Below are 23,196 nucleotides of genomic sequence, written 5' to 3' on the forward strand. Positions count from 1 at the left end.
CCAAGCGATTTTTTATGTTTCACTCCGCTGTTAATGATGATTTAGCCGACCTTGACGACCCGACAATGACTGCCGCCAATGATGCGGACAATCTGGTAAACCGCCTAAATGGCGCGGTAAATACTCAAGACGCCGCGCCGCCTGCCGTTCGTGTGCCGCTGCAAGGTCAATATCTCATTGAAGCCTCCGCCGGAACGGGCAAAACATGGACGCTAACCGGAATTGTGCTTCGGCTATTGATTGAAGCTCGCCGCGCCCCTGAGCACATCATTGCCACCACCTTTACGCGGGCGGCGGCAGCGGAGATGCGCGAGCGGATTAACGCGCGGTTAAAAGACTTTTATCAATTGCTGCTTTGGCTTAATAAACTGCAAGACAATGAGGCAACGCACGATATCCTGTTTTTGCACATCGCTTATCCGATTGACGCGCAAAAGTTGTCCAAAACAAAAATTGCAACCTTTAAACAAAATCGCCAATCTTGGCTTGATGAGCAAGCCAAGCGCTCAGGGTTCGATTCGCTATTTGGTGACCCGATTAACGCGCATTTGATTGCCTTTTTGCTTGATAACGTGACCACTTATCCATTGATGGACGCCATTCGCCGCTGCCGCTTGGTGCTAACCACGCTTGATAAGCTGTTTGTGGGGACGCTTGATAGCCTTGCACAAAAATGGTTGTCAGAATTTAGCGCCGAAACGGGCTACCAGTCCGGCATCAAAATCAGCGAAAACGAGCAAATTGAGATTGATAACCTCATTCATGACCACGTTCGCGGTTATCAGTCGCACCTTTATAGCAATTTTCCTGAAATTTATAAATTGTTTGAGCATTCAGGAAAAATGATAGCGCCAAGCGATTATAAAGAGACGGCGGCGCGCGCATTGCAGTTTTTTTCAACGCCGATTGAGCCGGTTTACATTGATAATTCGCTTGATTTAAACGCATTTGCCGATTTGACAGCTAAATTTGCAAGCCTTGAGATGACTGATATTGCGCCTTACTTTGAGCAAGATTACCGAAAAGCAAAAGGCTTTAGTGCAAGAGGGAAGTTTTATACTAACTTTGACGCGGTTCAGCAAATTCAAGCTGCGGCAAAGCAATTTGGAATGACCTTTTTTTATCATTTAGACGATACGGCAACTGCGGTTTATCAAAAAATTCCTGAGGTTTTTGCAGGCAAGTTATTCAATAAACCTAATCAAAGCGAGCGCGAAGCCTTTTGCCAAATTGAATTTATTCAGGTTCTTAATCAGCTTGCCACAATGAGCGCTGACATTGAAACTTATCTTGAACAGCTTAAAGCCAAACTGAACTTTGACATTGCCCAACGCGTCCGCCAAAAGTTGCCCGCGATTTTAGAGGCGCGCCGCGAGACCACGTTTGCGCTACAAATGGTTCGGCTCAATCAAGCGCTGGCAGGGACTCACGGCAATCAGCTTTCGCGCTATATCCGCCATCATTATCCGGTGGCGCTGATTGATGAGTCACAAGACATCAACGGCGAGCAGGCGCAAATGATTGAGCGCATTTATCTGCAACAAGAAAAGGACAATAAAGGCGAGGATAAACTCAATAAAAAAGGCTTTTTATTGTTAGTTGGCGACCCAAAGCAGGCGATTTACGGCTTTCGCGGCGGCGATGTGGCAAACTACAATGCCATGAAGCGCCATTTTAGCCAAAATCAGCGAATGAGCTTGGATATCAATCGGCGCTCAAACGAGCGCTTGATTGCCGCGCTGAACCATTGGTTTGGGCGACCAACGCTTGAGAGGAAACTTGGCGATAGCGATTGCTTTGATGCGCTGGCAAGCTTGGGGCAAGAGATTTTTTATCATCATATCAGTGCGGCAAATAAGGACATCAGGCTGTCGTGGCAGCAAGCGCCAAGCGACATTACATTTAATCAGCAAAGCGTATCTACCCAAACGCTGTTGTCAAGTCATCCGGTAAGCATCATTCATCTGCCCAATCAGCCAGAAGCGCAAAACAGCACGATATTTTCAGAATTTGAATTAACCGCCATTCATATTGCTCAATTATTAGCAAGTGGACAAATGCTTGAAAATCGCCCAATTACGCCAAGTGATATCGGCGTTCTTGGTCGCACCAAAGACGACTTGCGTCAAGTTGAGCGAATGCTCAATAAGCTTGGTATCCCAACGTTTGAAACAAGCGAGGTCAACGTTTTTGATACGGTGATTGCCGCTGATTTGTTGGCGCTACTTGAGGCGATGCTCAGACCGCAAAAGCGCGATGTGGTCAACCGCGTGTTAACCAGCCATTTTTATCAGCTCAGCTTGCTTGATGTGCAAAATATGATGCAAAGTTTGGAGCAAAGCGAGGTCACCGAACAAGATAGCAGCGCCCTTGAGCTTAAAAAGCGCTATCAGCAGTTTCAGGATTATTTAAAAACCGCCGCCGCGCACTGGCAACACGGCGGTATTTTGTCGGCGCTGCATTTCGCGCTTGGTCAAAATCCGTTTGAGGATAAAGAAAAAGATAAGCGGCAAACGGCTGAAACTCTTGAACAAAGCGTTTGGGAAAATTTGGCAAAACTTCCTGATGGCGCGCGATACTTGATTGATTTGCGGCATTTATTGGATATTTTGGCTCAATTTGGCATGCATATTGGCGAATTTGAGCTGATCACGTGGTTTAAAAAACACATCAATATCAAAACGATTCCCGATTGGGCGCAGCAGCAGCCAATGCCAACGGATTCAGGCGTTCAGCTCATGACCATTCATAAGTCCAAAGGTCTTGAATTTCCTATCGTTTATGTCATCGGCATGGGCGCTGCCAGTAAAAAAGCCAGTAATAAAACAACGCTTTATTTGTTTGATGATGAAAATATCACTGACGAGCGTTTAAGTAAGCGGCGGCTATCAGCAAGCGCGGGCAAGTTTTCAAAGTCAGCTAAAGGCGATAAAGAGGATTTGAGCGACTATTACGCCCAATTTGAAACTCAAGAAAACTATGAGGAGCGGAGGCGGCTTGCTTACGTCGCTTTTACGCGGGCAAGCGAGCAGCTTTATATCGTCCTTCAAGATGCCAGCCGCAAGCAAGATATTGAACGAAAGCCGTTAAACGCTTGGCTTGATTGTGAGGACAAAGAGTTTAGCTTACCTGAACGTCTAGCGTCCGCGGTCGGTTGGGTCAATTATGACGTTATTGCCGAGCACGCCCAAGCGGTAATGTCGCGCCAAAAAGCCGATAGCAAACCGAAAAACGCGGCAAATCAAACGCCCGAGCCGGATTATTTTCGTATTGATTACAACGATGCTTATAGTCAAATTGAAGACTATTCTTTTAAAGGTTGGGCAAAGACCAGTTTTACCGCATTATCAAGACAATTAAGCGCTCAAAGCCAAGCGCTTGCCGTCGTTGATGATGCCATTGAAGATGAGCTTGATTTAACAAATAGCCTAAGTGAAATTCATGCCAATGCTAATTTTTCACTGGGTCAGAATCAAATTATGAGTGACGATATCCGCTTTCGCTTTGTTAAAGGAGCAAATGCCGGAACGTTTTTGCATAAGATTTTTGAAAAAATTGATTTTCAGCAACCACAAAACTGGTCAAAAATCATCGACCAAAATCTTCAGCAGCATCAACTGCCTGTTGTTTATACCAGCGGTGAAAATCAATGGCAGTTGTTAAAGTTAGAAAAGCTGCAGCAATTGGCAAAAAAACAAGCTGAGCAACCGCAAAACACGATGCTCATAGCTGAAGATATTGAGCCAACAGAAGAAGAGCTTGCCGCGTTAGGGGTCAATCATAACGCAATTATTCACTGGATAGATGACGTGCTAAAAGCGCCGCTGCTCGCGTCCGGTCAGCCGCTTTGCCAAATCGATAGCCGTCAGCGAATGGCAGAGATGGGTTTTAACATGGGATTGTCAGGAAATTTTACGCCCTCAGCCATCAGTGCATTATTTGAAAAACATTTGCCCGATGAGCCAGACAAGCACATTCAATTAACGCCGCAAAGCGCTGAGTACATTTATCGTTATTTGCGCGGCGAGATTGACTTAGTTTATGAGTTTGGCGGCAAATTTTTTGTGGTGGATTATAAAAGCAATTATTTGGGCGATAGCCTAGCACATTACGATGACACGCATCTTAAACTTGCGATGAACAAAGCCGGCTACTGGCTACAAGCGGCTATTTATCAAGTGGCGCTGCACCGATTTTTAAAATTACGACTCAAAGACTATTCGGGAAATGAAACAAAATATCTAGGCGCGGTTGAATACGTCTTTTTACGTGGAATTGCGCCAAGTGGGACAGAGGACGCGTCAAATTACGGTCGGATTCAATGGCAAATCCCGTTTGAATTGATTCGAGAGCTTGATGAGAAAGCGTTTGGCAAACCTACGCATTAGCTTTTAACGTATTGATAAGAGACAACAATAGCATGAGCAAACTTACCCATAGCGCGGCAACCGAAGTCGATCATTATGATACAAGCCGTTGGTCAACCACCATCAGCCGCTATTTGATTGAGCGTAAAAGCCAAACCCAAAGCGCTTATCAAAATCAACTGCAACCGCAATCAAATGACGTCAGTTCGGCGCAAAAACTACTATTTACTGCGCTATTTGAAGTTTTAGTTCAACGCCTTGAAGAAGGTCACACGGTTTTAGAATTGAATTCGACGATGCCAATAGTACCGCTCGATGACAATATCAATAATGAAAGTAATAGCGAACTATTTGCTTGGCAGCAACAATTATTGCAGCCGCTATTGCAATCGCTTTTAGGTTATCTTGAGGAGTCCGCGCCAAATGATGCGATGGATATTTTAAGGACGCCTGAGCTTTGGAATCATCTAATCAAACAAGCTCAATTATCGCGATACGATTTTGCCACCGCAAACTGCCGTTACCGAGCTTGTTTAAGTTTATATCGAACGCTGAAAAATGTATCAGTAAATAGCCATTCCATAGAAAATAGCCTAAGTAATTTTACCAATTTAATAAAAGAAATCCCTTTAATAAGCAATCACCACCTAACAAAAAATACCCCTATCATCTTCCATTCAGATAACCAAACAAACAACCAATTAAACCTAACCCTTTGGCTACACCGAACTTGGCAAGCAGAGCTGACCCTTGCCAAACACATTTTACAAATCAAAAATCAAACCGTTAAGCCGCTTAGCATTACCATGAATCCAATGCTGAATCACGAGCAGCAAAGCGCTATTCGTATGGCAAACGAGTCGGCATTTAGCATCATCACTGGCGGTCCTGGAACAGGAAAAACCTTTACCGTCGCTCAGCTGGTGATGGCGCTTTGGCAGGGTGACGGGGCAGGGGCAATGATTGATGGCTTTGGTCGCGCCCATCTTGCCTTAGCAGCGCCCACGGGGAAGGCTGCGCAAAGGATGCAAGAATCCTTGCAAGCCGCGATTGCAACGGCGGGAATCGATATGCAGCTACCAGAAGCTAAGACCATTCACCGCTTACTTGGGCTGAGCCAAGGCGGAAAGCCGCGCTATCACAGCACCAATCCCTTGAGCGAAGATATTATTATCGTTGATGAAGCTTCTATGCTTGGGGTTGAGCTTGCCAATTATTTGGTCAGCGCCATTAAACCGAATGCACGCTTGATTTTGCTTGGCGACGCCAATCAGCTTGCCGCAGTTGATGCAGGGGCAGTGCTTGCCGATTTGTGCCGTATACCAACCTTGCAAAACGTTCACCAACGCCTTGAAATTAGCCGCCGCTTTAGTAGCGATTCAGGAATTGGCAAACTAGCGCGATTAATCAATGAGCCTAATAGTCGAATGGCAGAGGTTTGGTCATTATTAAAATCTGATAATAGCTTGACGTTTTTTAATTTAAACAATAATAATCATAGTATTATTATAAATAATAGCCTAAGTAATTTAAAAATAAAAAAAGAAATCCAAAAAAATTACTTAGAATACTTCAAAAAAACACAAAATATTTTAACAAAAATCAAGAAAGCGAATCTCGTACCAACTAAAGACTATAATAATTATTTAAATGAGTTAATAAACGATTTAAACAATTTCAAAATTCTCACCGCAGGACATCACGGTCAATGCGGAGATATTGAAATTAACCATCATCTAAGTCAATACCACCGCCAACTGCTGAAATTACCATTATCAAAGTCACCTTGGTATCACGGCAGACCAATTATGATATTACAAAACAACTATGATCTTGGGCTATTTAATGGCGATATTGGCATCTGTATGGAAACTAAGGGTGATGGGCTGCAAGTATTTTTTGAAAACAAAACACAAGGCATCGCAATTAATCGATTAAGCGATGATATGGTTGCTACCGCTTACGCTATGACCATTCATAAATCGCAAGGTTCAGAGTTTGATCACGTTGCCATCTGCTTTGATGATCAAAATATAAGACTACTTAGCCAAGAGCTAATTTACACCGCCGTCACTCGCGCTAAAAAACAAGTTTCCATATTCAGTACGCCATCAGCATTAACTCAAGCGTTAAAAACGCCAACCGTTCGGCAAACAGGGCTAGCTTTACAATTTGAAAATTTAGAGAAGACAATTTATGCTCAAGAACAATAATAGATTGAAGCTTATTGATAACGTTATATATAAAGCAAATGGACTTATAATAAGTGAAATTAATGAAGAAAAGCAAAATGCTGAATATGATGGCTATACGTTTAAGCTGTCCAATAAAAACTCTAGCAAACACATTCGCTTTAGAGTGGCAAAAATAAAGCCAAATAAACTCGGTCAATTCGTAAGCTTTTGGGAAAAAGACAGTAATCATGTTAATCAACCTTTCACAATTGACAATACTCCTGATTTGCTGGTTATCTCTACTTTTAGTGAGACTGATAAATCTGGACAGTTTGTCTTTCCAAAAGATATTTTAATCAAAAAAAATATTATTAAATCGTCAGAAGCAAAAGGTAAAATGGGAATGAGGGTATATCCGGCTTGGGATAAACTAACCAGCAAAGCTGCGCTACAGTCGCAACATTAGCAATTAGATTACTTTTTTGAAGTTAGCGAGATTAGCTCATTGCTAAAAGACAGAATTTTAGCGTTATATTTTTAACAAAAAAAGCACCCAAATCGGATGCTTTTTTCTAAATGACAAATCGTAATTAAATTTTACCTTCTTTAATAGCGTAAATACCTGGAAGATGGCGTAAGTAGCCATGAAAATCCATACCGCAGCCATAAACATAACGGTCAGCAACATCAATTCCTACAAAATCGACATTAAAATCGTTAGTTTTGCGATCATGAACTTTGTTTAACAGCACGCAAGAGTTAATAGAGGCTGGATTTTCACGACCCAATTCTTCAACAATGGCTTTTAGGGTGATGCCTTCATCAAAAATATCATCAATTAATAAGACGTGCTCGCCTTCGATATTGACGTCCGGCTTAAACTTCCAATTTAGCTCATTGGTGCCTTCATTATCACGGTAGCGCGAGGCGTGAATGTAGTGCATGCGATGATAAAAGGTTAAATGGGTAAGCAGTTGACCGGCTGGAATCAAGCCGCCATTCATAACGACCATGACAATAGGATTAAGCCCTGCATAGTGCAAATTTAGCTGAGCTGCTAGGCGCTCGTAGGCAGCGGCAACTTCGATGCTGCTGATCAAACATTCAGAGTTGCGAAGGGTTTTTTCGATTTCTTGATTGCTAATTTGGGTCATGGGTTGCGCCTTTGAGAAAAAGTGCTGCTTATTTTAGCAAGTTTTAGTGAATTTTCCCAATAAGATATTAACGACTGCAAAGTTTTTCTATGTGATCTTGCCAGCTGTTTTATCAATGTGGATCAGATAGGGGCGATAAAAATTGGCTAGGCGGACAAGACCATCATCAGGAAGCTGCGGCAACAACTTGTTCAATGCCAGCGCCATACCTTTATCAATCGCCGCTTTGGCAACCGGAATCGATTTTCGTTTGACCATGCCAAGCTTTAAGGTTTCGGTAAATTTGGTAATAAAATGATTAAGCGCCGCTTCATTCATCGCCATTAATGCCGCTTTAAATACTGCTTTATCATCACTATCGAGGGGCAATTGATTGGTTGCCTCAAAGCCTTGTTGAATGGTTTGCGCCATATTTTCATCAAGCTGAAAGCCAATTCGGCGCATGCCTTCATTATCCAAAAACATGGCATCTTGCTTTAAAAAATAAAAGCTTGGCAGGATGTCCTCATTTTTATCTTTACCAAGAAGGATTCCTAAAAGCGTTTCGGTGGCGCGCTCAACGGTCGCAACGATCTTACGCATGGCTTCTTGGCGCTCGGCATTTGGAATGACTTCCACCAAATTGACCAAAAGATTGTCAATCAGCTCGCTGGCAATTTGCTTGGTGAGCGCATTTCGATAAGGATAATAATCCACTTCTTGCTGCTCGTTGATGATGGCGGTCGCTTCATCAATCATGCTATTAAGCTGAGTTGAGGGTAAAAATCCAAAATAGTCGGTCATGAGATTGCCTGTGGTTGAGCGATTTTATATATTTTAAGGATGGTATCGCTAAATAAAAAATGAGCAAAGTGTTAGTTCAAAAAAACGGATGCTGGTATAGTTACACATAAAAGTAAGTTGAGCAATATGTAAGCCTCAGTAAAGCTTAGGTTTAAGCATTAAGCTTTTGTGATAGCGACCACGCGGCATCTTGGCGAAGCAGTTTTGCTTGTTCTGCTTTTTTACTGCCAAGCGATGACCACTGCGGTTTGCTGCGTGCTTTTTTCAGCTCGCTTGGCAATTTTTGAGCACTAAATGGGGCTGAAGTCTCTTTTTGGCTATTATCAAGCGCTTCATCTTGATAAATCAATTGGGTAGCGCGATTGGCAGCATGACCGCGATGGCGAACTGCATTTAATAAGTCCAGTGCCCGAGCAGCAAGTAGGGTTAAGGTAGCAGGGTCAATATAAAGGCGCTTAACGCCAGAGATTTTATTGGCAATACTTCCGGTGTTGGACAACAAACCGCCTGCAATACCGCCAAGCGCCGCGCCAAGCCCAAGCGTCGTCCCAAGAGCGGCAGCATCAATGCCAAACCCTAAAAGCGCGCCTGCTGCTGCGCCCGAAGTCGTCCTTATCCCATAAAGTTTGAGCAGCTCAGGATCAAAGGGATCTTGCTGATAGGCATTTAACTCAAGGGGCGTGGTGGCAATGTCGTTATCATAAAATTTATAAAGGTTGAGTAAATTCTGCTGCATCACGCGCTCACTTTGGCGAACGGCTTCTTGCATCTGCTCTAAAACGGGTAAGGGGTCGTCATCTTCGCTAATTTCACGAACAAAAGCGGCAACATTAATCAAAAAGTCGGCAATGATTAACTGAGCGTCATCATAAAGCTGCGCCCAATCGCTGCGTCTACGCACCATCAACTGATCAAGCATGTCCGGATGGGTCAGCATGGTCGCAAGATTTTGCCAAAGCACCATTTCGTCTTCAAATTCAAAGGCAACTGAGTCAAAGCGCGCCATGATATGCAAGTTGCGCCGAGCCAGCATCGTTTGCCAAGCCTCAATTTGGGCATCAGAGCTGCTGGTAAAATTAAACACGGGCATGACCGGAATTGCCGCCCAAGATAAAATGGTCAACTCATCTTTATATTTGCCAAGCACCGGCTCACGAGCATCAATGACATAAATTGCCATATCGCTTGCCAGCAATTGGCGAATTACTTTGGCTTCTTGGCTAAAATCGTCGCGGTTAAATGGGTCAGAATACTCGTTTTGACTTGTTGCAACTTCCGCTGCCAAAAAATGCTGAAGCCGCTCAATCCCATCACGGCGGCTTGCGGTATGATCCTCAAGCCAATCCATTACCCCTGAGGCGTCCTCAAGCCCTGGTGTATCATAAAGTAAGACCAGCGTCTCGCCAGTAACGCTGTCCGTCAATGCTGCTCGTTCAACATGGCGCGTGGTCGCTGCTTCATTTTTGACCTCGCCGAAATACTCATCGCGAAGTAACGTCCGCAAAATTGAGGTTTTGCCCGTATTGGTATGACCAACCACAGCAAGCTTGAGCGGCTCACCAAATGCCGTGGTCGTTTTACTACGAACAGTTGGAGTGATATCCGTTTCGGGATATTTTGCCAAATCTACAGTCGTATTATCGTTAAGATCAACCGCTTCAAGTTGACCGTCAGACTGCTTTTTTTCAGCAAACTTTTTTTCAGCAAAAAATTGCGATAAAGTTCGATTTTTATCTTGCAAATTATTTTTATTTTGGTTGCTCATAATCGTATCTTATGTCGTAAATGTTATTCTAACAGGAGTTATTGTTCTATTATAAAGCATTTACCAGACCAATTTGCCGCTCGCTTAATGCTTGCTGCCATTGATCAAATCGTGGATTGGGCGCCGCGGTCAAATTAAGCAATTGCACAATCACGCCATTTGGGCTTGCCGCTGCAATTCGATCTAACTTTCGCAATAAGCCGCGATCAGGAAGGGCTTGCGCGTTAATGCCAACCACTACCTGAGCTGAGGCTGATTGCAGATACTCAATCAGTCGCGCCAAATCTTCACGATCATCTACCATACCAAAATTATCAATTCGTTCTGACGTTAACGCCTCCAACCACCATTCATCAGGCGTTGCTGTTGGGTATTCAAGCAGCACGGCTACCTTTTTACCAGAGCTTACCACGGCTTTTGGAGCAACGGGCGCAGCAACGTCACTAAAGTCATCATGATCAACAATTTTTGACTGCCAAAACTGCAAAATGTTTTGGTAATATGGCAAGCTCAGATTGAGCGTCATCGCGCGGCGATTAAACATGAGCGCACAAAATAAAAAGGCAAGCGCTCGCGGGACAATACCGTAAACAATCAAGCTGCCAATCAACAAACTTGCCCACTGCTGAGCCATGGCAATGGGCATCACGCCTTTAATCATCCGGCTTTCAATAATCACCGCATCACTTGGAATATCAAATCCCACCAAACTTGGTAAATATCCTAAAGTATGAGTCAATTGAATCAGCACGCCATCGGACAGCAACGTTGACTCCCAACTAAAGCTATACTGGCGAACGATCAATAAAAAAATGATGGCAAACAGCATCCCCGTTAGCGTGGCAAGCCAAAGCTGATGGCTAATTTTACCCAAATACCAGCGCATTCCGCTGTGATTGAGCTGATCTTCATAAACCAAAACCGCCGCTTGGCTGACATCGTCGCGGCTGTTGATCAAATAGCTTGGGCTAATTAAAGCAAGCCAAGATCGACCACTGCGATTCAGTAAACTCATGGCAATCCAAGCGATCAGCATCAAACTATGAAATCCTAACAAGCAGACGAGAACATAAAAAAAGTTCACAACATTGGACTGAAGTAAGGTAAATAATCCCAAAAACCCCGTCACGCACCAAATGATGCTTAAAATAAAGGTAACTGCCTTGATGCGAGCCTGAATTTTGGCTAAAACATTGGCAAGATGACCATTACTATCAATTCGGCGGGCGCGAAGGGCAAGCTTGTCTTTGGGCGCGCCCGCTTCGTTTTTGAGCTTTTCAGTCACCAAAAGTGGGTCGGCAGCAAAAATATGTTGTTTTGACTCTAAATGCCGAACCAGTTCAGTCAGCTGATCTTTTGAAGAAAGCATAAAATAAATTTCCAATCATCAGGTATCTTGCTACAGTTTTGCTAAAATATTACTTAATTTCATTATATCGCAAAGTTAATCAAGCAAATTTAGGCATTTTGTCAGTGAAAAAATACAAATTTTTTGCAAAAACTGACCAAATGGTCAAAAAAGCACTAGCGGGAATCAAAAATACACGCTATGCTAAATCTCAGTCACCGAAGCTAAGCAATATTTTAATAAGTAAAACACGCCAACATTGTTATTCACTTAAGTGCTAATCAAAGTAACAACGAGCTTCAATCTGGAGACCAAACCTACCAGTCAAGGTAAGCCAACATTTTTTGCAACACCTTTGGTAATGACTTTTTTATTTTAATGATGTATCAGCTAGGATACATGATCAAATAACACGCAGGGAGCACATCTATCTATGGACATGAACTCTACCTCTCAACCAGTGGCTTTGCGGCCTGAAGATGAAAATCTTGGTATCGGCGCGAACATTGCTTATGGTTTTCAGCACGTTTTAACCATGTACGGCGGAATCATTGCCGTTCCGCTTATTGTCGGTCAAGCCGCAGGACTTAACCCAGCTGAAATCGGGCTTTTGATTGCCGCATCACTGTTTATTGGTGGTATTGCCACTTTGCTACAAACGCTTGGTATTCCATTTTTTGGTTGTCAGTTGCCATTGGTTCAAGGCGTATCGTTTGCCAGTGTTGCAACCATCGTTGCCATCGTTACCTCAGGAGGTGGACTTCCTGCGGTCTTTGGCGCGGTCATTGCCGCCTCGATTCTAGGACTGATCATTACCCCCGTTTTCTCCATGATCATTCGCTTTTTCCCGCCATTGGTGACCGGCGCGGTAATTACCACCATTGGTCTTACCCTGATGCCAGTAACCGCACGTTGGGCGATGGGCGGCAATCCAAAAGCGGAAGACTTTGGTAGCATGACCAACATCGGTCTTGCCGCGTTCACGTTGGCTTTGGTATTGTTACTCAGTAAGCTTGGCAATGCTGCCATCAGCCGCTTATCCATCCTTCTTGCTATCGTAATTGCAACGATAGTGGCTTGGATAATGGGACTGGCTAGTTTTTCAGGTATTGGTACAGGACCAATCTTTGCCTTCCCAACCCCAATGCACTTTGGTGCGCCTGTGTTTGAGCTTGCCTCAATCATCTCAATGTTCATCGTTGTTTTGGTTATTTTGGTTGAAACGTCTGCGGATATCTTGGCAGTTGGCGACATCATCGATACTAAAATTGACTCAAAACGTCTAGGAAACGGTCTTCGTGCCGACATGATTTCAAGTGTGGTTGCGCCATTTTTTGGCTCATTCACGCAAAGTGCGTTCGCTCAAAACGTAGGCTTGGTTGCGGTAACTGGCGTGAAAAGCCGTTTTGTGGTTGCCTTTGCAGGGATCATCTTGTTAACCCTTGGCTTACTTCCTATCATGGGACGTGTGATTGCAGCAGTTCCCACTGCGATTCTTGGTGGTGCTGGACTGGTATTGTTCGGAACGGTTGCTGCTAGTGGTATCAGAACGCTTGCTCAAGTCAGCTACACCAACAACATGAACCTAATCATCGTTGCTACCTCTATCGGTTTTGGGATGTTACCGATTGCTGCTCCTGCATTCTATGACCAATTCCCTGACTGGTTTGCCACCATTTTCCACTCAGGAATCAGCTCAACGGCAATCATGGCAATCTTGTTGAACCTACTTTTCAACCACGTCAAAGTGGGCAACTCAGATCAACAATCGGTCTTTGCAGAAGGCACAGAACGCTCAGTTCGCTCAGCAGTCATTGATGACTTAAATGAAGGCGATTACTTTAAAGAAGGCAAATTGTACGATGCAGATCATAACGAGATCGTCATCGTTCCAGAAAAAAGTGCTGCACATTAATTCTCGTCATTGCTAAATAAAAAAGCTGCCTTAAGGGCGGCTTTTTTTATATATTGATAACAACAATAAAAATCAAAGGACAAAAATCATGACCTTTCAAAAAACGTGCTTGGTGATTGGTGGGACAGGCGGCATTGGGGCGGCAATCGTTAACGAATTGATCCATCGCGGTGATCTGGTGATTGCCACATATCATTACAAGCCGCCAATACTGAAATCTCAAAATTTGCACTGGGTTGCAATGGATGTCAGCGATGAGAATAGCATTCAAGACGCATTTATCGCCATAAATCAAATCTCCGAGCATTTAGACTGGGTCATTAACGCCGTGGGGCTATTGCACACAAATCATCAGCAACCTGAAAAAGCCCTATCACAAATTGATGCTAATTTTTTTATAAAAAATATGCAAATTAATGCGCTTGCCAGCCTGCTGATTGCCAAACAGTTAAAGCCGTTTTTTACAAAATCAGTTAAAAATGAGCAGCACCCGGCGATTTTTGCAACCATTTCGGCGCGCGTGGGCAGTATCAGTGACAATCAACTTGGGGGTTGGTACAGCTACCGGATGAGTAAGGCGGCGCTTAACATGGGAATGAAAAATTTAAGCTTAGAGTGGCAGCGAAGCTTAAAAAATGTTTGCGTGGTAGTGCTGCAACCGGGGACGGTGGACACTTCATTATCTAAACCATTTCAAGGCGGGGTCAGCGAAGATAAGCTATTTTCCGCAGAATTTAGCGCAAAGCAGCTGATTGCCGTGCTTGCCACCTTAAATGCTTCGCAATCAGGAAGCTTTTTGGACTGGTCGGGAAAATCGATCGCGTGGTAAGTTTAGCTAAATCATCAAATAAACCAATCCTGCAATAAAGGCAATGGCAAGCGCAAGCAGTAAGAACACCATGACTTGCGCGCCTGCACCACGATATTTTTGCACTTTTTTCGCTGGCATCAAAACCATGGTGATGTGCTCAATACCGTCCTCAGAATACGGCAGCCCTTGAGTGACAAAGCCAAGCGACTCATAAAAATGGGTCAAATACGATTGCGCGGAGATAATAATGGGCTTTTTACCGTATTTTTTATGGCAGTAATTAATGGCGTCCAACATGATTTGGCGGGCAAGCGTTTGACCGCGATAGGCAGGCAGCACCAAAACGCGACCGATTCCGGGGGATGCGCCAAGCTCTGGCAAAAGTTTGCTGGGCGCTGGCGGCAGAATTCGGCAGTAGCCCATCAGCGCTTCATTGCTGTGCGCCACCAAATGCAGGCAGTCAAAATCCTTATCATCCATATCTTGATAAACGCAGTGCTGCTCGACCACAAACACCTGCGACCTTGCTTTTAGGATTTGATAAACATCAATTGCCGTTAAATCATCAAAAGGCTTGATAGAAATATCGGGATGCATGAGTTGCTCCTGATTACTGATGTAAGGTTGAGTTGATTTTTGCCAAATTTAGACTGTCGGACATGGCACTGAAAATCTCAAAATATTTGCCGCGCTTGGCATATAAATCTTCATGGGTTCCGGTTTCGACCACGCGACCATTTTCAATGACCACCAAATCGTCCGCATCAATGATTTGCGCGATGTTATGCGAGACGATAATGACGGTTCGGTCTTGTTTGATTAAATCGAGGCTTTTTTTGATTTGCTGGCTGGCAATGGCATCAAGGCTTGCGGTCGGCTCATCCAAAAATACAATCGGCGGATTTTTTAAAAACATTCGCGCCAAGGCAATCCTTTGCTGCTGACCGCCTGATAAGCTATTTGCCGCGCTGTCATAACCATCAGGGAGCGCAATGATTTGCTCATGGATCGAGGCTTTTTTCGCCGCATTAATAATATCATCCATAGTCGCTGCCATATTGCCATAACGGATATTATCAACAATCGACCCTGAAAAAATATGGTTTTGCTGCAACACCAGCCCAATTTGACCCCGAAGCGCTTGGGTATCATAATCTTCCAAATCATGACCATCAAGTAAAATCTGACCCGAATCCGGTGCATAAAATTTGACCAACAAACTAATCAAGGTGCTTTTTCCGGCGCCGCTTAAACCCACCAAAGCGGTAATTTTATTGGGGCGGATGCTAAAGCTGACATCACTGAGCGCCTTGGTGCCATTTGGATAAGTAAAGCTGACATTTTTGACCTCAATGTCGCCTTTGATATGCTGGCAATCCAAGCCGCCTTTTGGCTCAATTTGCGGGTCATCCTCTAAAATATCAAAAAAGCCTTCGGCGTAGGTGAGGGCGGTGTTAATTTGGTCGTAAATGCGGTGCAATTGGCGGATGGGGGCAGCAACGTTTTGAAATAACAGCACATGAAACATCACCATTCCGATGGTCATTTGACCTTGAATGACAAAATAAGCGGTCAAAACGATGATGACCACCACGCCGATTTGCTCAATAAAGGTTTTCACGGCATCATAAATAAAGCCAATGCTGCGCGATTTAAGCTGATTGTCGGTCATCTCATCTTGAATGTTAAGATGCTTTTGGGCTTCAATCGGCTCGCGAACAAAGGATTTGACCACGCTGATTGAGCCGATCAAAGAGATCACTTGACCGCTTTTTGCCTCACGGTAACGGCGAAATTGCCGACGAAATCCTTGCAGCCGAACCGCTTGTTTTTGGCTGATCACAAAATAAACGGGGATTAAAATTAACCCCACAAGCCCAATCCAAACGTTGGTCATAAACATGATGACCAGCGCAACAATGGCATTGGCAAATAAGGGCAGCATGTCAATAAAGAAGTTTTGCACCAAACTTGTCAAACTGCTGACGCCCAAGTCAATCCGCGTTTGCAATTTACCGCTGGCGTTATCTTCACTGGTATAAAACGCCATTTTATAGGTTAAAATGCGCTCGATCACGGTTTGTGATAAATCGCGGGACAAATTGATGCGGATTTTTTCGCCAAAATATCGCTGACCAAACGACAGCGCTACGGAGACAACTTCTTTGGTAAGCAGCACGGCGCTGATCACCGCCAGCAACTTAGCGCCTTGTTGCCATGGGTCTGAAAGACCTACAATGCCCGTTAAGCCATCAACAGCATAGCGCAGCACAAAGGCGTTAACCTGAGCGGTAAAGGAGCCAAGAACGGTCAGTGCCAGTGTCAGAACGATTAACAATCGATAAGGCTTGGCAAACACCGCCAGTTTTTTTAAAATCTCCCAAAGCAGGGCTCGGCGCTCGCTTTTTTGTTGGGGCGGCTGAATATTTAAGGGAACCCGGCGCGGTTTTGAGGTCATAATGACAGCTTATTAAAACAAAGCTGCCATTTTAACGCGCTTTTTTACAAAAGCCAAAGCGCAATGATCAAAAGCGGCGATCAGATCGCTTTAATAACTTTGCGGAACAAACACTTGACCTGCCATAATCCGGCGCGCCGATCGACTCATGGTCACGCGATCTGCCTGCCAGCCGTTATCACTGTTATTAACGGTTGCGCCAACCAATAGCGTCCCTGATGGATGACCAAAGCGCACCTGAGCCAAATCTTTGCCACCTGCGGCAATGTTCACAAGCGTGCCTTTGACCGCGGCTGCCGCTGCAATCGCCACCGCCGCCGTTCCCATCATCGCATGATGCAGTTGCCCCATACTCATGGCGCGAACCAGCAAATCAATATCGGATGCCAAAAATTTTGCGCCACTTGAGGCGGTATAATCGGTAGGTGGCGCCACCCAAGCCAGCTTTGGGGTATGCAGGCGGACTTTGGCGTCATCAAGACTGGAAAATAATCCCATCGCAACGCCTGCATTCGCGCGGATGGTTTCAAGTTTATCAAGCATGTCAGGATTGCCGTTAATATCAGCTTGCAGCTCCGTTCCTGTGAATCCCAAGTCTTTAGCATTTAAAAACACAGTTGGGATTCCGGCATTAATAAAGGTGGCTTTAAACTGACCGATATCAGGGATGCTAAAGTCATCAACGACATTTCCTGTTGGAAACATCGCGCCATCAACCGGATCGATAAAATCAACTTTGATTTCAGCGGCAGGGAACGCCACGCCATCAAGGTAAAAATCGCCCATTTCTTGAACGCCGCCATTTTCAATGGGAACGTGAGCAATGATGGTTTTGCCGATGTTTTCTTGCCAAATTCGCACGGCGCAAATCCCGTTTTCAGGAACATTGGCAACTAAGCCCAAATGAATGGCGGCAGCGCCCACCGCAGCGCTTAAATTGCCGCAATTACCGCTCCAATCAATCATGGGTTTGGTGATATTCACTTGGGCAAATAAATAATTAACATCGTGGTCGGGCAGTTCCGATTTGGATAAAATCACCGCTTTAGAGGTGCTTGAGCTGCCATTGCCAAGACCATCGATTTGTTTGCCGTAAGGGTCAGGGCTGCCAATCACCCGAAGTAGCAAATTATCGCGATCGCATCCGGCAACTTGGCAAGATTTTGGCAAATCGGTCAGCTTAAAAAACACACCTTTTGAGGTACCGCCGCGCAGGTAAAGGGCAGGGATGGCGGTTTGCGGGGCAGAAACTTTATTATTTTGGGTCATTAATTTGTCCATCCTTGAAAAAAAGCGGCTCAAATCAGCCGCTTTTATAATATTACGCTTCTTGAGGGTTATTTCCCATAAACGCTTTGGCAAAGCGCTGAAGCATCCCGCCTGAGTGATACATATCGACTTCATCGGCAGTATCAAGTCGGCAAATAAGTGGCGCTTCTATCGTACTGCCATCGGTTTTATGGATGATCAGTGTCATCATCGCGCGTGGACTGATTTCCCCCTTGACATCAAAGACTTCGCTGCCATCAATGCCAAGCGTTTTTCGGTTCACGCCATCGGCAAATTGTAGCGGCAGCGCGCCCATCCCGACAAGGTTTTGCCGATGAATGCGCTCAAAGTCTTCAGCAACAACCGCTTCAACGCTAGCAAGCCGGACGCCTTTGGCTGCCCAATCGCGGCTTGAGCCTTGACCATAACCATCACCTGCAATGATGATGAGCGGTTGGCGGCGGCTCATGTAGGTTTCAATCGCCTCCCACATTCGCATCACTTTGCCGCCTGGCTCAACGCGGGCAAGCGAGCCTTGAATGATATTGCCGTTATCATCGCGCACCATCTCATTCAGAAGTTTTGGATTGGCAAAAGTGGCGCGCTGAGCGGTCAAGTGGTCGCCGCGGTGAGTCGCGTACGAGTTATAATCCTCAGTAGGCAGTCCCATGGTGTTTAAATACTCGCCTGCTGCCGACTCCGGCAAAATGGCATTTGATGGTGATAAGTGGTCGGTGGTGATGTTGTCGCCCAAAACGGCAAGCGGTCGCAATCCGGTCAGCTGATTTTGGCTTGCCATCGCGCCCTCCCAATACGGCGGGCGGCGGATATAGGTGCTTAAGTCTCGCCAGTTGTATAATGGCGATAGTGCCATTCCGGTGTCTTTTTTCGCCTCATCAAACATCGGGATATAAACGGCTTGAAACTGCTCAGGTTTGACTGCTGCTGCCACAATAGCGTCAACCTCATCATCATCAAACCAGATGTCTTTTAAATAAACAGGATTGCCGTTTTTGTCAACGCCAAGTGCCTCTTTTTCAATGTCAAAGCGGATGCTGCCCGCAATGGCATAAGCAATCACCAAAGGCGGCGATGCCAAAAATGCTTGCTTGGCATAGGGGTGAATTCGACCATCAAAATTTCGGTTGCCAGACAAAACGGCGGTGGTAAATAAGTCGCGGTCGATGATTTCTTGCTCGATATCCGGATCAAGCGCGCCGCTCATGCCATTACACGTAGTGCAAGCAAAGCCGACTACATCAAAGCCAAGCGCTTGTAGGTGCGGCATGAGACCGGCATCTTCTAAATACATTTTGACCGTTTTGGAGCCGGGGGCGAGGGAGGATTTGACCCAAGGCTTTCGGGTTAAACCTTTTTCATGGGCATTTCTTGCCACAAGCCCTGCGGCAATCATGTTGCGCGGGTTTGAGGTATTGGTGCAACTGGTAATAGCAGCAATAATGACCGCGCCGTCAGGCATAAGATCGTCATTTTCTGTAAACGCTGCTTGGGCAATGCCTTTAGTTACCAAATCGGTAGTCGAGACCCGCGCATGTGGCTTTGAAGGTCCTGCAATATTGCGAACCACTTTGGACAAATCAAACGTTAGCACGCGCGAATATTCAGCACCAGCCATGCCATCCGCCCAAAGTCCGGTTTGCTTGGCATACGTTTCAACCAACTTGACTTGCGACTCGCTGCGACCCGTTAAGCGCAGATAAGCAAGCGTTTGCTCATCGATATAAAACATCGCAGCGGTCGCGCCATATTCTGGCGTCATGTTGGAAATCGAAGCTCGGTCACCAACGGACAAATTGCGAGCGCCCTCCCCAAAAAATTCAAGATACGTGGACACCACGCCTGCGTCCCGTAAAAACTCGGTCATTGCCAATACCAAATCGGTACCAGTGACGCCTTTTTGCAGCGCTCCGATCAGATTGACCCCAACAAATTCCGGCAATCGCATAAAGGACGGATTTCCTAGCATCACGCTTTCAGCTTCGAGCCCGCCAACGCCGATGGAGATCACCCCAAGCGCATCAACCATGGGCGTGTGGCTGTCCGTTCCCACAAGCGTGTCGGCAAAGGCAACCTTTTCGCCTTGATCATTTGCCACCACTTGCACCACCGGCGACATTTTTTCTAAATTGATTTGATGCATGATGCCGTTACCCGGCGGCACGACGTTAACGTTGTCAAACGCGTATTGACACCAGTTGATAAAGTGAAATCGGTCATCGTTGCGCCGCTCTTCAATGGCGCGATTTTTGGCAAAGGCGTCATCTTCAAAGCCGGCGTGCTCAACGGCTAGTGAGTGATCCACAATCAATTGCGTTGGTACAATAGGATTCACCTTGGCAGGATCGCCGCCCTGAGCGGCAATAGCATCACGAAGCCCCGCTAAATCCACAAACGCCGTTTGACCTAAAATATCATGACAAACCACGCGCGCAGGATACCACGGAAAATCCAAATCTTGCCGGCGCTCGATATGTTGGCGCAGCGCATCCATTAAACCCTCGGGCAGACAACGGCGAACCAAGTTTTCACAAAACACTTTTGAGCAAAACGACAGCTTATCATAAGCGCCCGCCTCAATGCGATCAACCGCCGCGCGGGCATCAAAATAATAAAGCTCAGTGTCCGGCAAAGGGGTTTTAAACTTATCGTTCATCGGTTGAATTAAGATTTGGTCACTCATGGCGGGCGTTCCTAGGTTTTAAACGTAATATTTTTAAGCATTAATGGCTTTGGCAAGTTATTTACGGTCATAAAAAAGCCAAATCAATAAGCTAATCACTATCAACAGCAGCGGAAAAATAAGCCAAAGCACGCCCCAAGTCAAAAAAAGCCAAGCAAGAAGCGCCATCGGCAATAAAGTGAGCGGCAAAAACAGTATGTCGTTAAGGATGCTGCCGCCAAGCTCGCCGAGATCATCGCGCCATTGCCCAAATTTTTGGGGCTTGGCAGTTTTCGCTTTGCCGGCTTTGGTCATATTTTCCTTTATAAAATTAGCGCTCGCTCATCGAAGGCACGTCGCGCAGCGCCTCTCCGGTATATTCCGCGCTTGGGCGAATGATCCGGTTGTTTGCGCGCTGCTCAAACACATGCGCCGACCAGCCCGTTAACCGTGAGCAAACAAATATCGGCGTGAACAATTTGGTTGGGATATTCATAAAGTGATACGCGGAGGCGTGGAAAAAATCGGCATTACAAAACAGTTTTTTCTCGCGCCACATGACCTCCTCACAGCGAACCGATACCGGATACAGCAAATCATCGCCAACATCTTGGGCAAGCTTTTGCGCCCACCCTTTAATCACCACGTTTCGTGGGTCAGACTCACGGTAAATGGCGTGACCAAATCCCATGATTTTGTCTTTTCGCGCCAGCATGCCAAGCATTTGTGCTTCAGCATCGTCAGGGGAGCTAAACTTGGCAATCATATCCATGGCTGCCTCATTTGCGCCGCCATGCAAGTGACCGCGAAGCGAGCCGATCGCGCCGGTGATACACGAGTGAATATCAGACAAGGTCGAGGCGCAAACGCGAGCGGTAAAGGTTGAGGCGTTAAACTCGTGCTCAGCGTACAAAATCAGCGACACGTTCATCACCTGCTCATGAAGCGCGTTTGGTTTTTTGCCGGTTAATAAGTGCAAAAAGTGACCGCCGATGCTGTCGTCATCGGTTTCCACCTCGATGCGCTTACCATCGTGGCTGAATCGGTACCAGTAATTAATGATGGACGGAAAAACCGCAAGCATGCGATCGGCTTTGTCCTGCTGCTGATCAAAATCCGTTTCAGTTTCCAAATTGCCAAGCATAGAGCAGCCGGTTCTTAACACATCCATCGGGTGCGCGTCTTTTGGGATGCGCTCAAGCACTTCTTTTAGCGCTGTCGGTAATCCGCGAAGCCCTTTTAATTTGGCTTTATAGTCATCAAGCTGGCGTTGATTGGGCAAGTTGCCATAAAGCAGCAAATAAGCGACTTCTTCAAACTGGCACTTTTCGGCAAGACTTGCGACATCATAGCCGCGATAGGTGAGCCCTGACCCTGATTTACCGACCGTTGAAAGCGCGGTTTTTCCTGCGACTTGACCGCGAAGTCCTGCTCCTGAAAGTTCCTTATTCGTTGCTGTCATGATGGCATCCTTTTTATGATGATGTTGGCGGTAAAACGTCAATGAAAAAATAAAAAAACGGCGTCACGGCTACTTTTTATCAGCAAATAACCGGTCAAGTTTTTGTTCAAACTCGTGATAATTTAAAAAATCATAAAGCTCATTTCTTGATTGCATGGTGTCAACCACGTCCGCTTGCGTGCCATCCGTTAAAATATGCTGATACACGTTCAGCGCCGCTTGGTTCATCGCTCGAAATGCCGATAGCGGGTAGAGCACCATATCCACGCCAACGGTAAATAGTTGATCGGTGGTATAAAGCTCGGTCTGACCAAATTCGGTCATGTTGGCAAGCACCGGAATGCTTAAAACGTCGGTAAATTTTCGGTACATCTCAATATCGGTTAGCGCTTCAGCAAAAATCATATCCGCGCCTGCCGCCTCAAATGCAACGGCACGCTCAACGGCGGCGTCCAAACCCTCAACGGACAGCGCATCGGTTCGCGCCATCACCACAAAATTGTCATCGACCTTGGCATCAAGCGCCGCTTTTAGGCGATCAACCATCTCGTTGATGCTGACAATTTCTTTATTGGGGCGATGACCGCAGCGTTTTTGTGCCACTTGGTCTTCAATATGCACCGCCGCCACGCCCGCTTTTTGCATTTTTTTAACGGTTTGGGCGATGTTAAACGCGCCGCCAAATCCGGTATCGATATCTACAAGCAGCGGCGTGTCAACGGCATCGGTGATTCTTGAGGCGTCCTCTAACACATTATCAAGGCTGGTCATGCCAAGATCAGGTAAGCCAAACGACGCGTTTGCCACCCCGCCGCCGGACAAATAAAGCGCCTGATGACCGACTTGGGTTGCCATCATCGCGGTATAAGCGTTGATCGTACCGACGATTTGCAGTGGTTTATTGTCATTTTTGCTGTGGCTTAAGGCTTGGCGAAATCTTGCTCCGGAACTTGTTGTCATGAAATGTCCTGTTTTTTTATCGGCTTTGGTGGCGGGTTTTAATAAGCTTT

At 45.7% G+C, this 23,196-nt stretch carries 16 protein-coding genes; 5 read left to right on the top strand and 11 right to left on the bottom strand.

What is annotated here, in order from left to right; all coding sequences use genetic code 11:
* Positions 1-14 precede the first annotated feature (14 nt).
* The 3 genes from HF322_RS01745 to HF322_RS01755 are packed head-to-tail and all read left to right on the top strand — an operon-like array spanning position 15 to position 7,007.
* Entirely contained in the window at positions 15-4,388 is a 4,374-nt protein-coding gene (locus HF322_RS01745; RefSeq protein ID WP_223193121.1) for a UvrD-helicase domain-containing protein, read from the top strand.
* Between the two features lie 32 nt (positions 4,389-4,420).
* Positions 4,421-6,580, top strand: coding sequence for an exodeoxyribonuclease V subunit alpha (gene recD / locus HF322_RS01750; protein WP_169391665.1), 2,160 nt, complete (start codon positions 4,421-4,423; stop codon positions 6,578-6,580).
* Positions 6,564-7,007, top strand: a complete 444-nt coding sequence (locus tag HF322_RS01755) for a MepB family protein (RefSeq protein ID WP_219848140.1) — start codon at positions 6,564-6,566, stop codon at positions 7,005-7,007. Before recD ends, HF322_RS01755 begins: the two co-directional genes overlap by 17 nt.
* A 124-nt stretch (positions 7,008-7,131) precedes the next feature.
* On the opposite strand, the gene HF322_RS01760 is transcribed toward HF322_RS01755, so the two are convergent.
* From HF322_RS01760 to HF322_RS01775, 4 genes are all read right to left on the bottom strand, one after another.
* Positions 7,132-7,695 (bottom strand): hypoxanthine-guanine phosphoribosyltransferase, encoded by a 564-nt coding sequence (locus HF322_RS01760; RefSeq protein ID WP_169391666.1) that lies wholly within the window; start codon positions 7,693-7,695, stop codon positions 7,132-7,134.
* An 87-nt stretch (positions 7,696-7,782) separates the two neighbouring features.
* Entirely contained in the window at positions 7,783-8,478 is a 696-nt protein-coding gene (locus HF322_RS01765) for a hypothetical protein (RefSeq protein WP_169391667.1), read from the bottom strand.
* Positions 8,479-8,629: 151 nt separating this feature from the next.
* The gene (locus HF322_RS01770) at positions 8,630-10,243 is read right to left on the bottom strand and encodes a DUF3482 domain-containing protein (protein ID WP_223193122.1); all 1,614 of its coding nucleotides are present in this window, start codon (positions 10,241-10,243) and stop codon (positions 8,630-8,632) included.
* Between the two features lie 49 nt (positions 10,244-10,292).
* Positions 10,293-11,612 carry a DUF2868 domain-containing protein gene (locus tag HF322_RS01775; RefSeq protein WP_169391668.1) on the bottom strand — a complete coding sequence of 440 codons (1,320 nt, stop codon included), beginning with the start codon at positions 11,610-11,612 and terminating at the stop codon, positions 10,293-10,295.
* A gap of 412 nt (positions 11,613-12,024) precedes the next feature.
* Here HF322_RS01775 and HF322_RS01780 point away from each other — a divergent pair, with 412 nt between their 5' ends.
* Positions 12,025-13,506 carry a nucleobase:cation symporter-2 family protein gene (locus tag HF322_RS01780; RefSeq protein ID WP_169391669.1) on the top strand — a complete coding sequence of 494 codons (1,482 nt, stop codon included), beginning with the start codon at positions 12,025-12,027 and terminating at the stop codon, positions 13,504-13,506.
* Between the two features lie 88 nt (positions 13,507-13,594).
* On the top strand, positions 13,595-14,335 hold the full coding sequence (locus HF322_RS01785) for an SDR family NAD(P)-dependent oxidoreductase (protein ID WP_169391670.1): 741 nt from the start codon (positions 13,595-13,597) through the stop codon (positions 14,333-14,335).
* A 6-nt stretch (positions 14,336-14,341) separates the two neighbouring features.
* Here the strand turns inward: HF322_RS01785 and HF322_RS01790 are convergent, their stop codons facing one another.
* From HF322_RS01790 to prpB, 7 genes are all read right to left on the bottom strand, one after another.
* Entirely contained in the window at positions 14,342-14,914 is a 573-nt protein-coding gene (locus HF322_RS01790) for a GNAT family N-acetyltransferase (RefSeq protein WP_169391671.1), read from the bottom strand.
* 13 nt (positions 14,915-14,927) lie between these two features.
* Entirely contained in the window at positions 14,928-16,775 is a 1,848-nt protein-coding gene (locus tag HF322_RS01795; protein WP_169391672.1) for an ABC transporter ATP-binding protein, read from the bottom strand.
* Between the two features lie 90 nt (positions 16,776-16,865).
* Positions 16,866-18,044: a 2-methylaconitate cis-trans isomerase PrpF gene (prpF, locus tag HF322_RS01800; RefSeq protein ID WP_169391673.1), complete on the bottom strand. Its 1,179-nt coding sequence runs from the start codon at positions 18,042-18,044 to the stop codon at positions 16,866-16,868.
* 52 nt (positions 18,045-18,096) lie between these two features.
* Positions 18,097-20,718 carry a Fe/S-dependent 2-methylisocitrate dehydratase AcnD gene (acnD, locus tag HF322_RS01805; protein ID WP_169391957.1) on the bottom strand — a complete coding sequence of 874 codons (2,622 nt, stop codon included), beginning with the start codon at positions 20,716-20,718 and terminating at the stop codon, positions 18,097-18,099.
* A gap of 84 nt (positions 20,719-20,802) precedes the next feature.
* Positions 20,803-21,039, bottom strand: a complete 237-nt coding sequence (locus tag HF322_RS01810; RefSeq protein WP_169391674.1) for a hypothetical protein — start codon at positions 21,037-21,039, stop codon at positions 20,803-20,805.
* Positions 21,040-21,055: 16 nt separating this feature from the next.
* Positions 21,056-22,186, bottom strand: coding sequence for a 2-methylcitrate synthase (gene prpC, locus HF322_RS01815; RefSeq protein WP_169391675.1), 1,131 nt, complete (start codon positions 22,184-22,186; stop codon positions 21,056-21,058).
* Positions 22,187-22,255: 69 nt separating this feature from the next.
* Positions 22,256-23,146, bottom strand: coding sequence for a methylisocitrate lyase (gene prpB / locus HF322_RS01820; RefSeq protein WP_169391676.1), 891 nt, complete (start codon positions 23,144-23,146; stop codon positions 22,256-22,258).
* Positions 23,147-23,196: the final 50 nt, after the last annotated feature.

This window comes from Psychrobacter sp. MF31, assembly GCF_012847335.1.
Lineage (GTDB): Bacteria > Pseudomonadota > Gammaproteobacteria > Pseudomonadales > Moraxellaceae > Psychrobacter.